The 13,263-nt window shown below is 37.7% G+C and carries 9 protein-coding genes; 7 read left to right on the forward strand and 2 right to left on the reverse strand.

Annotated features, from left to right (window positions below; genetic code table 11):
• Window positions 1-30: 30 nt before the first annotated feature.
• The gene (locus AC012T_RS20660) at window positions 31-1,335 is read left to right on the forward strand and encodes a P-loop NTPase fold protein (RefSeq protein ID WP_487060589.1); all 1,305 of its coding nucleotides are present in this window, start codon (window positions 31-33) and stop codon (window positions 1,333-1,335) included.
• Between the two features lie 94 nt (window positions 1,336-1,429).
• Window positions 1,430-6,844: a WD40 domain-containing protein gene (locus tag AC012T_RS20665; RefSeq protein ID WP_487060590.1), complete on the forward strand. Its 5,415-nt coding sequence runs from the start codon at window positions 1,430-1,432 to the stop codon at window positions 6,842-6,844.
• A 50-nt stretch (window positions 6,845-6,894) separates the two neighbouring features.
• Here AC012T_RS20665 and trmB read toward each other — a convergent pair whose 3' ends face one another.
• Window positions 6,895-7,530 (reverse strand): tRNA (guanosine(46)-N7)-methyltransferase TrmB, encoded by a 636-nt coding sequence (trmB, locus tag AC012T_RS20670; protein WP_487060591.1) that lies wholly within the window; start codon window positions 7,528-7,530, stop codon window positions 6,895-6,897.
• Window positions 7,531-7,891: 361 nt separating this feature from the next.
• Here trmB and AC012T_RS20675 point away from each other — a divergent pair, with 361 nt between their 5' ends.
• Entirely contained in the window at window positions 7,892-9,001 is a 1,110-nt protein-coding gene (locus AC012T_RS20675; RefSeq protein ID WP_487060592.1) for a metallophosphoesterase family protein, read from the forward strand.
• A gap of 54 nt (window positions 9,002-9,055) precedes the next feature.
• On the opposite strand, the gene AC012T_RS20680 is transcribed toward AC012T_RS20675, so the two are convergent.
• Window positions 9,056-10,282 carry an FIST signal transduction protein gene (locus AC012T_RS20680; RefSeq protein ID WP_487066686.1) on the reverse strand — a complete coding sequence of 409 codons (1,227 nt, stop codon included), beginning with the start codon at window positions 10,280-10,282 and terminating at the stop codon, window positions 9,056-9,058.
• Between the two features lie 408 nt (window positions 10,283-10,690).
• Between AC012T_RS20680 and AC012T_RS20685 the strand changes: the two genes are divergently transcribed.
• From AC012T_RS20685 to AC012T_RS20700, 4 genes are all read left to right on the forward strand, one after another.
• On the forward strand, window positions 10,691-10,930 hold the full coding sequence (locus tag AC012T_RS20685) for a Calvin cycle protein CP12 (protein ID WP_015216100.1): 240 nt from the start codon (window positions 10,691-10,693) through the stop codon (window positions 10,928-10,930).
• A gap of 509 nt (window positions 10,931-11,439) precedes the next feature.
• The gene (locus AC012T_RS20690) at window positions 11,440-12,030 is read left to right on the forward strand and encodes a DUF3177 family protein (RefSeq protein WP_487060593.1); all 591 of its coding nucleotides are present in this window, start codon (window positions 11,440-11,442) and stop codon (window positions 12,028-12,030) included.
• A 210-nt stretch (window positions 12,031-12,240) separates the two neighbouring features.
• Window positions 12,241-12,540 carry a DUF7734 family protein gene (locus tag AC012T_RS20695; protein ID WP_487060594.1) on the forward strand — a complete coding sequence of 100 codons (300 nt, stop codon included), beginning with the start codon at window positions 12,241-12,243 and terminating at the stop codon, window positions 12,538-12,540.
• Between the two features lie 438 nt (window positions 12,541-12,978).
• Window positions 12,979-13,263 (forward strand): UPF0175 family protein, encoded by a 285-nt coding sequence (locus tag AC012T_RS20700; RefSeq protein ID WP_487060595.1) that lies wholly within the window; start codon window positions 12,979-12,981, stop codon window positions 13,261-13,263.

Consider the following 13,263-nt stretch of genomic DNA (forward strand, 5'->3'; position numbering starts at 1 on the left):
TAAGATTAGACTCGTTTTAGGCAATTTCTCATGACACTTGATTTAAAAAGATTTTATCAAGCTTGCAACCCAAATAAAACTCTTGATCAAAGCAAAGCTGAGGATAGACAATACTATATTGATTTTTCCGAAGTGCGGGGTGCAGAAATAATTAGAGAATTAAAACGAACTATTACCCTACTTTCTCCAGAATCACCCACTTGTCAATTATTTACAGGACATATAGGTTGCGGCAAATCTACAGAATTACTACGACTGAAAGCAGAATTACAAGAACAAGAATTTCATGTAGTTTATTTTGAATCTAGTCAAAGTTTAGATTTAGCTGATATTGATATTACAGATATTTTACTAGCCATAGCTAGAGAAGTTAGTCAAAGTTTAGAAGCAGCACAAATCAAACTCAAACCAGGATATTTTCAAAATCTATTTACCGAAATAGCTGAACTTTTACAAACACCCTTAGATATTGGTGTGGAAGCAGAACTATCTGTAGGTATTGGCAAAATTACCGCTAAAACTAAAGATAGTCCTAAACTGCGTAGTCAGTTACGACAATATTTAGAACCCCGCACCAGTGGCATTTTAGAAGCAATTAATAAAGAATTACTCATACCTGCAAAAGAAAGACTTAAAAAACAAGGTAAATCAGGTTTAGTAGTCATCATTGATAACTTAGACAGAGTAGATAACGCACTGAAACCAAATGGTCAATATCAACCAGAATATCTATTTGTAGAACGGGGTGAACAGCTAAACAAATTAAATTGTCATGTTGTGTATACAATTCCCCTAGTTCTCATATTTTCTAACGCATTAGGTAGATTAACAAATCGCTTTGGAGTAGATCCTAAAGTCTTACCAATGGTTGCGATTAAACAGAGGAATGGTCAAGATTACCAAGCTGGAATTACACTCCTACAACAAATGGTAATGGCTAGGGCTTTTCCTGATGTAAATTGGGAACAAAGTCAAAATTTAGTTACAAAAATTTTTGATAGCCCTGAAACATTAGAACGACTTTGTAAAGTTAGCGGTGGACATTTGCGTAACCTATTAATGCTATTGTTTCGTTGTCTGCAAATAGAAGATACACCAATTTCTAAAAAATGTGTAGAAACCGTTATTAAAAAGCGTTGTAATGAGTTAAGTTTAGCAATTACAGATGATGAATGGGAATTACTAAAGGAAGTACAGACAACAAAAACCTATAGAGGTGAAGATAAATATGATATTTTACTTCGTAGTATGTTTGTTTTTGAATATCGAGATGAAGATGGTTCTTGGTTTGATATTAATCCAATTTTGATAGATTCCAAGGAATTAGCATCATAAATAATCATCACATTGCGTAGTAAGTAGGGTGTGTTAGCGACAGCGTAACGCACCATTGTGATTTAATCTATAACGGTGCGTTTGGGTTAACATTATGAATAATCAAGAAAATGATGAAAATTTCTCTCAGCTTAATGAGAATTCTATCAGAACCATATTAAGAGCAATTAACTTTTCCCAAGGTCAATTATCCCTAATTTTCCTCCGCTGCAATTATGTAAAATTACGTCAGCAGATAGCAGCACAACTTAAAGAGGTTTCTTCTATACCCATTAGAGAAATAACTTTACCAGAATCAGCTAAAAGTCTCTACGATAATATAGCTCAAGAATTGGGAGATGAACAACCACAAGCTTTGATAATTTCTGGTTTAGACTCTGTTAACAAAATTGATTCAATATTGAGTTTATCTAATCAAATTCGAGAGGAATTTAGAAAAAACTTTCCTTTTCCCATTTTGATTTGGATAGATGACCAAATTCTCAAAAAAATTATCAGAGTCGCACCAGATTTAGAAAACTGGGGGAGTATTATTGATTTTGAAAATGATACTGATGATTTAATTGATTTACTGCAAGAAACAACAAAAGGAATATTGAATCATGATGTTATTCCTACTCCTCAAGTTTACAAAGAAATAGAAGCGGCAAGTCAGGATTTACAAAATAGAGGAGAAGAAATAGACCCAGAAATACAAGCAGGTTTAGATTTAGCTTTTGGTTTACAGGAATATCAACAAGATAATATAGATGATGCTTTAATTTATTATCAGCGCAGTCGAAAATTTTGGGAAGGTAAAAATAACCTAGAACGTATCGGTATTCTCTTAGTTAAAATCGCTTTAGCTTATATCCGCAAATCAGAAATTAGTAATAACCAAAATCAAGAACATTGGCCAATTGTTACTGCTAGAGATTATTTACAAGAAGCTTTAAAAATATTTAGACCATCAGAAAGATTGGATTTATTTGTTGAAACCATTAACCTTTTAGGGGGAATATTACGACATTTACGAGCATGGGAAGATTTAGAAAATCTGGCTAAAAAATATCTAAAATTATATGAAAACCTTTCTCCCAGAAGAAGAGATAATGTTTATATTTCCGAATCTCTGATATTCAAAGGAGTTAGAGGGTTAGGTCAAAATTATGCTTTTCTTGCAGAAGTAGCTTTAGAAAATAAAGAATGGGAAAAAGCAAATCAACACGCACAGCAAGGATTAGACATTTTAGCGAATATTACTAATTTACCATCCCAAGAATTTGGTTTATGTCGCTTATTATTGGCACGTTCTCAGGTAGGTTTAAGAGACAATACCGCAGCAATTCAAACTTTAGAAACTGCTAAAAATGAAAGTCATCCTCAATATAATCCTAAATTATATATTGATATATTAGAACAATTAAATTTACTCTATTTTCAAGAAAAAGAATATTTAAAAGCCTTTGAAATTAAACAAGCCAGATTACAAATAAAACAACAATATGGATTTACAGCATTTGTTGGTGCATCTTATTTAAACCCCCAACGCAAAGTTATAAGTTACGGAAATACCCCACCCGCGCTATCGCGCACCCTCCCCTTGGTAAGGGGAGGGTTGGGGAGGGGTGTATCTGATGTAATTGAAAATACAGGAACAATTGCACAAGAAATTTCTGCTTCTGGGAGAGAAGAAGATGTAAAACGGTTGCGGGGAAGAATTGCGGGAAATGAACATAAATTAACTGTAATTCATGGACAGTCTGGAGTTGGTAAAAGTTCAATTTTACAAGGTGGGTTAATTCCTGCACTCCAACAAGAACCAATTGGAGAACGTGAGGCTTTACCAATTCTTTTACGAGTTTATACAAATTGGGTAGAAATTTTAGGAGAATCTTTAAAATCAAATGTAGGGGTAATTCATGAATTATCCCTACACTCCACGGAGACAATTATTCAACAATTACAAAAAAATGCCGACAGAAATTTATTAACGGTTTTGATATTTGACCAATTTGAAGAATTTTTCTTTGTGAATAATGACCAAAAACAAAGAAAACCATTTTATGACTTTTTACGAGTCTGTTTAGATATTCCTTTTGTCAAAATTGTGCTTTCTTTACGAGAAGATTATTTACATTATTTATTAGAATTAGACCGTTTAGTTGATTTAACAGTTACGAATAATAATATTCTTGATAAAAATATTCGTTATTATTTGGGTAATTTTTCACCCGCAGATGCTAAAGCTGTAATTAAAAGTCTTACCGAAAAAACACGCTTTTATTTACAAGCTGAACTAATTGATCAATTAGTCAAAGACTTAGCAGGAGATATTGGGGAAGTTAGACCGATTGAATTACAAATAGTCGGGACACAATTACAATCAGAACAAATTAAAACTTTAGATAAATATCAAGAATTTGGTAAAGAAAAATTAGTTGGAAAGTTTTTAGAAGATGTAATTAAAGACTGTGGTGTAGAGAATGAACAAACAGCGCGACTGGTTTTGTATCTACTCACAGATGAAAATGGCACAAGACCTTTAAAAACTCGTCTTGAGTTAGCAGCACAGTTAGGAATTAAAGATAACTTTGCGAACGAAAATAAAAATTTATTAGATGCTTCGTTCCTCAGCATGACAAATTCATCTACTATCAAACTTGATTTAATTTTAAATATTTTTGTTGCGTCAGGTTTGGTATTACTCTTACCAGAATCACCTGCGGATAGATATCAATTAGTTCATGATTATTTAGTTGAGTTTATTCGTCAACAGCAGGGAAAACAATTATTAAAAGAATTGGTAAACACCAAAAAGCAGTTAAAGGAAGCAGAAGAAGCAAAAGAAATATTAGTTAATGCGAAAAAACAAGCAGACAAAAAAATTCAATGGGCTAACTTTAGAGCAGCTTGGACTGTCGGAGTATCAGCATTGTTTTTTATATTGGTTATGATAGCTGCGGAATATACAAATAAACAACTTAAAGTCGTTAAATCAGAAATTAATAATTTACTTGGAGCAAAAAATAATGCAGAGAAAAAACTCAATCTACTCAATCAAGAAAAGGTAGCAACTCAAAATAAATTAATGGAATTACAGACAAAATCTCAAGAATTAGAATCTAAAAAAAATAGTGCTGAAGGCAAAGCTCAAATTGCTGTTAAACAACAACAAGAGTCAACTCAAAAACTCAAACGAGTACAATTTAAACTACAAGGGACTGAAAAAAAAGCATTTGATTTAGCAGATAAAAATGCAAAAGCTGAAGCAATAAATAAACAGGCTATTGATCAAGCAAGAATAGCGGTAGATAAATCACAAAAAGCACAAATACAACAACAGGAAGCAGAAACTAAAGCTAAACAAGCTCAAGAAACCTTTAAAACAGCAGATGCAGAATTAAAAAAAGCAGAGACAGCTAAACAAGCAGCACTCAAATCCCAAGAAGATGCACTCCTAGTTACCAAACTAGAACAAAGTGGAGTGAATGTTTTAAGACAATTCCAACTTGAAGAGTTACCAGCTTTAGTGTCTGCTGTACGAAATGCTAAAGCTTTAAAAACATTAGTTAAAAATAATCCCCTGGAAAAATATCCCACTATTAGCCCTATCTATGCCTTAAATAATATCCTTGATAATATTAAAGAACGTAACCAATTTAAAGGGCATCAGGATCGTCTCTTTAGCGTAAGTTTCAGCCCGGACGGAAAAACCATTGCTACTGGTTCAGCTGACAAAACAGTAAGGTTATGGAACTTAAAAGGAGAGCTGCTACATGAATTTAAGGGGCATCAGGATCATGTCACAAGTGTGAGTTTCAGCCCGGACGGAAAAACCATTGCTACTGCTTCAGGTGATACAGCGCGGTTGTGGAACTTAAAGGGGGAACTGCTGCATGAATTTAAGGGGCATCAGGATTATGTCACAAGTGTGAGTTTCAGCCCGGACGGTAAAACCATTGCTACTGCTTCAGTTGATACAGCGCGGTTGTGGAACTTAAAGGGGGAACTGTTGCATGAATTTAAGGGGCATCAGGATCATGTCACAAGTGTGAGTTTCAGCCCGGACGGTAAAACCATTGCTACGGCTTCAGAGGACAAAACAGCGCGGTTGTGGAGCTTAAAGGGGGAACTGCTGCATGAATTTAAGGGGCATCAGGATTCTGTCATAAGTGTGAGTTTTAGCCCAGATGCTAAAACCATTGCTACGGCTTCAGAGGACAAAACAGCGCGGTTGTGGAACTTAAAGGGGGAACTGCTACAAGAATTTAAGGGGCATCAGGATCGTGTCAATAGTGTGAGTTTTAGCCCAGATGGTAAAACCATTGCTACTGCTTCAACTGACAAAACAGCAAGGTTATGGAACTTAAAAGGGGAACTGCTGTATGAATTTAAGGGGCATCAATCTATCTCTAGAGTAAATTTCAGTCCAGATGGTCAAACCATTGCTACTGCTTCAGAGGATATTTTGTCATTAGGCAACACAGTGCGGTTGTGGAATTTAAAGGGGGAACTGCTGCAAGAATTTAAGGGGCATCAGGATCGTCTCTTTAGCGTAAGTTTCAGCCCCGACGGCAAAACCATTGCTACTGCTTCAGCTGATAAGACAGCGCGGTTGTGGAACTTAAAAGGGGAACTGCTACAAGAATTTAAGGGGCATCAGGATCGTCTCTTTAGTGTGAGTTTTAGCCCCAACGGCAAGACCATCGCTACGGCATCCGATGACAAAACAGCAAGGTTATGGAACTTAAAAGGGGAACTGCTGCATGAATTCAAGGGGCATCAGAGTCCTATCTATAGTGTGAGTTTCAGCCCGGATGGGAAAACCATTGCTACTGCTTCAGGTGACAAAACAGCGCGGTTATGGAACTTAAAAGGGGAACTGCTGCATGAATTTAAAGGGCATCAGGGTGATCTCAGAAGTGTGAGTTTTAGCCCTGAAGGTAAAACTATTGCTACTGCTTCAGGTGACATTTTATCATTAGATAATACAGCTCGGCTGTGGAACTTAAAGGGGGAACTACTACAAGAATTTAAGGGGCATCAGTTACCTGTCTATAGTGTAAGTTTCAGCCCGGATGGGAAAACTATTGCTACTGCTTCAGGTGACAAAACAGCGCGGTTGTGGAACTTAAAGGGGGAACTGCTACAAGAATTTAAGGGGCATCAAGGTGATCTCAGAAGTGTGAGTTTCAGTCCCGACGGTAAAACCATTGCTACGGCTTCAGAGGACAAAACAGCGCGGTTATGGAACTTAAAGGGGGAACTGCTGCAAGAATTTAAAGGGCATCAGAGTGTAGTCTCTAGTGTGAGTTTTAGTCCGGACGGAAAAACCATTGCTACGGCTTCATTGGACAATACAGCGCGGTTGTGGCCTGTGCGGAATTTAGACCGGTTACTTGGGGATGGTTGTGATTGGTTAAAGTATTATTTGCAGAATCCTAATGTGGGTTTGAGTGAGGAGGAGAAGAGGTTGTGTGATGATGTGAAATTGTCAGAATCAGAATATCCAGGATTAAAGGATTGACAGGATTAAGACCGGAATTTTATCACCAATTACCAATTACCAGTCCCCAATCACCGCTTCACAAATAAAGCCCGATAAACTGGTTCACCCTTGTTAATAGTTCCTATTTCTCGTTCTGTGGGAACTGGGAGAGGATTGTCTGCTAACCATTCCTCTGTACCCATTTTCTCAAATGCTGGGTGTTCGGAAAAGCGTTCCGACATTTCCACTGCAATAAATTTTTGATCAGACTGCACAAAGACAACTCCTCCCTCTGTCAAATAACCGGCTAGTTCTGCCACTAACTCTGGTTGCACTACACGTCGTTTCGCATGACGGTTTTTAAACCAAGGATCGGGAAATTGAATTGTTACACGTTGTAAAATTCCTGATGGCAAGGTAGATAAAATTGGTGTTAATGAATTATTTACATTGCAAAATAGATAATGCAAATTTATTAAATCCAGTTCAGATCGCAACTTATTTGCTTCCACTACCAAAGGTTCCCGAATTTCCAAACCTAAAAAATTCCAGTTCGGTTCTCTTTGTGCCATTTCTAGTAAAAACCTGCCCCTCGCACAACCAATATCTAAGTGCAGAGGTTGATTTGGCTGTGCATAAACTTTTTCCCACTCTAGGGGATTGGCTGGTATTTTATACTTGCTGGCAAGTGGGTTAACGTGTTGACGAACTCGAACAACTGCCAAAATCAAATCTCCTTTAAGTACAGGGCTTACATAACTGGCATATTAGTTATAGCGGTTCTCGGTTGAATGAGATACAAGAACCCCACTCCCAACCCCCTCCCCGCAAGCGATGAGGGGGCTATGATGTATTTCATTCAAGTACATACCGCTATAGGTGCGTCAGATGTCAAATATCTGTTGATAATCACTAATTTATAGGTCTGACGCACCCTACAATAAATATTAAATGTCACACATAAAAATTAAACTCAAATGTATATAAATATTAAGTCTAACCGCTGATCCCCAGACGGACAAAGCAAGAGTTATACTTTGAAGAAAAGAGTATTTGCACTTCGGATTTTAACATTTTCTTAAATCAATGAATATCAATTTTCGGTTTGCCATCGTTAGCGATTTACATATAGGGCTTCCCCATACAATTTGGGATCATCCTAGCCGCTTTCATCTCGTGGAAGTGAGTATTCCAGCTTTTGAAAGTGTACTAGAACATTTAACACAATTAGATTTAGATTTTCTTTTGATACCTGGAGATTTAACTCAACACGGTGAACCAGAAAATCACGCTTGGTTACAAACAAGATTATCTCAACTACCTTTTCCCGTTTATGTTGTTCCTGGTAATCATGATGTTCCTGTATTAAAGGCAAATGAGCAATCTATCGCTTTTGCAGATTTTCCCCATTATTACCGCAAGTTTGGTTATGAAAACCCAGAGCAATCTTATTACAACTGTCGGTTGCTACCTGGAGTCCGGCTGATTGGTCTAAATTCTAACTCATTTGATGAGCAAGGTCAGCAGGTAGGGCGTTTAGATCCCGAACAAGTCAGGTGGTTAGAAGCTGAACTGGCAACAGTTGGGGATGATTTAGTTTTGGTGATGATACATCATAACGTTGTTGAGCATTTGCCTAATCAATCAGACCATCCAATGGCAAATCGTTATATGTTGCAAAATGCGCCAGAACTTCTAGGTTTGCTGCGTCAATATGGAGTGAGATTAGTATTTACGGGACATTTGCACGTTCAAGATGTAGCTTGTGCAGATGGAATATATGATATTACGACTGGTTCATTAGTCAGCTATCCTCATCCTTATCGGGTTCTAGAGTTTGAACGAGATCATTTAGATAGGGAATGGTTGCAGATTGTATCTCATCGGGTGGAGTCAGTACCTGATTTTCCCAACTTGCAGCAATCATCACGGGAATGGATGGGCGATCGCTCTTTCCCCTTCCTCATCAAGCTACTAACTCTACCTCCCCTCAACCTACCATTAGCACAAGCCAAACAACTAGCCCCCGATTTACGAGACTTTTGGTCAGCTGTTGCTGATGGAGATGGAGTCTTAGACTACCCAGAATTCCCTCTCGAAGTCCGCCATTACATTCAAAAATATGGTGCAATTACTCAAGATAGTCATCCTCACCTAATTGACAACAACAGCAAACTTTTAATTGGTAATTGGTAATGGGTAATTCGTAATTATCTCTTCTGCTCCCTTCCTACTGTCACCTGTCACCTGTCACCTGTCACCTGCCCCCTTCTTCCCTCGGCAAATTGCAAAAACTGAGGTGTAACCGTGAAGTAAGGTTCTGCCACTGACAGGGCCGATTTCACCACCACAGAAACAGCCTCCCAGGGGGATGTTATGGAGATAACGCTGAAATAGCTCAGAATCAAAATTGGATTTACCGTAGAGTCCTGCACCACGTCCCACACAACTAAACATCAAGGCTGCGAAAGGGGAGGATTCGTTACTGCTTTGGTCTTGATATTCTTGTAAGAGAAATTCTAGGTCTTCAGCCGAGGCTTGAGCATCCCTTAAGTGAAATTGTAACCTTTGACCAGGACGAACGCGATCGCCTATTGCGATCGCACCAGCGGATGGATCTACTCCCAGTAAATTGCGAATGAGAAAATCTCCCTGCTTCAAAGAAAGCTTAAACTCATTCATCGCCAAACCCACAAACAAAGAATGCTGTGCCAGCATCTTCTCTTCTTCACTGAGATTACTAATTAAATCTCGCAGTACCACCAAAGGTACTTTTTCATCCAACTCCAAAATAATATTCCGTTCAGCTTTAGTGACTTGTAATGGTTCCCCAATAGGCCTACATCCTTGAGCGACAATTGTTTCTAAGACAATATCACCACTCAAAGCCAAACCCACCGTACCTTGACGATACAGACGATTATTACAAAATAGAGCAATGCGATCGCTCACAAACCCCCCACTAGCTTGTCCACCCACAACCACCGAACCAGGATAAGCAAAATCTAACCCCTGCAACAGATCATTAGTTCCCGACGAAAAGGCACTAGACAACAAAATAAACTGGGGTACAGGTGATGGTGGCACACCAAGTAAATTAATCCAAGCATCCGGTGAACTATCCAAATCAGGTAATTGGTCAGCTAGAACATGAAAAGCTTGAAGATTCACCCCTGGTAAATGAGCCAAAGTCAAGCTAAGGGCTGGTTCTGCTTCTATCTCTTGGGTTTCGCTTTTCGATGTCGTACCAATTACACCCGCAGCACTACACCCAATCAGCACAGGGACTGAAAGTTTTTCCGCCAACAACGGCAAAAGTCGGGAATACTCACTCGTAAAAGCAGACGAAATGAATACCAGTCCTAGATTCGCAGGCGCTGTTAAAGACGAGACAGCTTGTTGTACTACATCTGCAACAGCTGCTTCCAAAGAATGATGGGTTGATAGGGCATTTGCCCACTGCATTTGGTCTGCCATGAGTTCTGGGCTTCTCTCTGTGTTGAGGCTAGTAGTTTGTGCTATCCAGGGAAATTCCATCCTACAAGAGTTGACCACCAGCCCTTTGTATACCCCTTATTACCCTGTCAATCACAGGCAGCTAACTGGGGCGGTTACTGCCTAATATATCCATTTAAATATATTGTATTATTGTTTTTCTGTAGTACTGACACCACAAAATCTTAAACAAAATCTTAAAACATAGGGAGGAATAAACTACAGATGAGGTAATTTGTTGTAGTTGTATTAGTTATCGTTGATCAGACTCCCATACTAACAGATCAACACAGTGGTTAGAATAGTAAGCGAGCCATAGGCAAAAACTACTACAAGTTTTGATTTTTTTTTCTACACTAGTATAAACAACACATAACGAGACTAAACCCAATGACCAATATCCAAGAAAAAACTAACATCCAAGAACAGATCCAAGAAGAAATTGAGCAAGCGCGTACTGTCTGTGATATTTCAGGTGGTAACTCCGCAGAGTGTGCTGCTGCTTGGGATGCAGTTGAAGAACTACAAGCTGAAGCTTCCCACCAGCGTCAAAGTAAGCCAAAAAACTCTTTAGAGAAATACTGTGATGCTAATCCAGAAGCTGATGAATGCAAAATTTACGAAGACTAGAAATTAAGTTCATCCCTTTTCTTCTAGTTTAGTAGGCAAGCAACCAAGTATCTATCAACTGAATATCTTGCACCTTCAGTCCACTCCCATATAAAGCTCCCACTTCCCCTTAAATAATATCTAAGTTGGAAAAAAGAGCAAGTTATACACAGAGAGGCGAAAACCTCAGCTAAAACCCCGAAAAACCCATAAAAATCTTCGTTATTCTGGGTATGCTGAAATGATTATAAATCAGGTTGAGTTTCTAAAATCTTCCTGATAACTTTATAGGTCAGTGCAAAATATCAGCTACAGATTCATGAGTTGCTTGCTTTTTTACCTAATAGATAGCAAACTATAAAACTTATGCCTCTAAATTTATTCATCTTAGCGTAAATAGACAGGAGGCAGAAGGAAAGAAAATTTGCATATCATTAATTTTTGTTCACATACTTATGTTTAATTGTACTGAAATACTTAATTAAACAATTCAGATAAATAAATTTATCATTTAGCAACTAACAAAAGTTATGCCACAACCTTGGTTTCGCCCTTACGTTTGGATGGATTATAGATTAGCGTTATTATTTGCTTTAATTATTCCTCTCATTCTCCTGATCTGGGCATTTGTACAAAAATCAGAAGGGATACAACGCTTATTAATGATTTACTGGCGAGTAGCAAGTCTATTGGCAATCACAGTGTACTTGATGATTGGTGGTTTGGCAGTAGGTTTTGTCTCTGGCTTAATAGCTCGTATTCTCATCCCCATTTCCCTCTGGTTTTGGGTTGATATCAACGATGAAATTGATTATCAACCGAATAGTATGCTGAAATTGATGTTCACATCTTGGCGTTGGGCAATGTCTATTTATTGCACTTTAGGAGCAATCACATTTTTACCATTTTTAGGTTGTGCTTTTTCAGAAAATTCATTAAAGAAACCATTCTGTAGCGTTTGGACTGAAGCGCCTTTAATGTTTAAAGACTACTTTCACTATAATAGTAAACCTGCTTTTCTCGGATTTTTGGGCATATTGGCTTTAGTCATTTATGTAATTTATTTAGGCATATTTGTGACGATTAAATTAGGCAAGCAGGGACGTTCTGCAACACAATAAAAATAATTCAGGAGTCAGGAGTCAGAATAATCATCAGATCAAGAATTAACTGATTCGAGATTTTAACAAAAATATCAAGCATGATACTCTAAAGTCTTATTTGTTCTGCATTCTTTATTCTTTATCCTGAATCCTTATGCATGAAGTATTAAGTTTTCAAGTTAATACTTCATCAGAAGATAACCAACTAAGTTACACAGTTTTCTATTGATGAATAATTCCATTGGTAAGCGGCTAGAACAGTACACAATCAAACGCCCTCAAGAAGTCCTTATCATCACGATAGACTTGACTGATGAGCAAGATAAAATAGCCGTATTCAAAGGCTTTTCTAGCTCTCTAATGCGTCCTACCGCCTCTGATCCAGATGTTCCTGTATTGCCAGATGAAGCAATAATTCGCAGTATTGACCGCATAGCTAGTCCTTACAATCCTGAATCACCTCGTTATATTCAACAAGGAATATCTTGGGAAGCTATGCAAGTTTTGTTATCAGAAGTAGGTGTTTAGAATTGGTAATACCTAGAAAATGAAAGTTTAAACAACGTAGCTCTTTTATTCAAGTTTACCTAATTAGGGGAGCGATCGCGAAGCTCGACCTAGGAATCGCCATAGTAGAATGAGAGAATGCGCGATGTAAGCCTTAGACCAGTCCTTAGATACTCAAATTTCAGGAAATTAATCAAGGAGATAATTAATCATCATAAAAACATCAATCAGCACAGAAGTGTTGAATATTAAGATTTTGAGTATATTGCCCAAGTTGTGCCTTGGTATTGGTGATACCAAATTCAAGAAGTTTTGGACGTTATACTATATATAGTTCTAACTTAAAATAACATGAGCGATCCTAAAGCTCCTGTAGCAACAGGTTATCAAATAATTAACGCTTTGTCTTCGATCGCTCATTACAGTATCCTCAGAGTCAGAATTTAGGAGAAAACAAATATGTCAACCCATAACTTATTAACTACAGTCGAATTTAGTGTCCAGATTCCTGATATTTCTGAATCGAGCCGCAAAGAAGCAGAATATAAAGCCAAAGAAGCCTATATTATAACTTTACTTAGATACGGAGAGATTAGTAGTGGACTAGCCGCCAGATTGTTAGGAATTTCTCGTCTAGAAGTGATAGATTTAATGGCAGTTTATGGAATATCTGTTTTTTCACCCCAAAGCAAGGAAGAATTAGAACAAGAAGTTGCTGAAACCCTAGCTATGCTGGAGAAGTAA

The organism is Anabaena sp. EIM26 (genome assembly GCF_057568715.1).

Excerpts from the sequence above, each read along its gene's own strand:
- AC012T_RS20660 (WP_487060589.1), top strand. The coding sequence starts at position 31 with ATGACACTTGATTTAAAAAGATTTTATCAAGCTTGCAACCCAAATAAA.
- AC012T_RS20665 (WP_487060590.1), top strand. The coding sequence starts at position 1,430 with ATGAATAATCAAGAAAATGATGAAAATTTCTCTCAGCTTAATGAGAAT.
- AC012T_RS20675 (WP_487060592.1), top strand. The coding sequence starts at position 7,892 with ATGAATATCAATTTTCGGTTTGCCATCGTTAGCGATTTACATATAGGG.
- AC012T_RS20680 (WP_487066686.1), bottom strand. The coding sequence starts at position 10,282 with ATGGCAGACCAAATGCAGTGGGCAAATGCCCTATCAACCCATCATTCT.
- AC012T_RS20685 (WP_015216100.1), top strand. The coding sequence starts at position 10,691 with ATGACCAATATCCAAGAAAAAACTAACATCCAAGAACAGATCCAAGAA.
- AC012T_RS20690 (WP_487060593.1), top strand. The coding sequence starts at position 11,440 with ATGCCACAACCTTGGTTTCGCCCTTACGTTTGGATGGATTATAGATTA.
- AC012T_RS20695 (WP_487060594.1), top strand. The coding sequence starts at position 12,241 with ATGAATAATTCCATTGGTAAGCGGCTAGAACAGTACACAATCAAACGC.
- AC012T_RS20700 (WP_487060595.1), top strand. The coding sequence starts at position 12,979 with ATGTCAACCCATAACTTATTAACTACAGTCGAATTTAGTGTCCAGATT.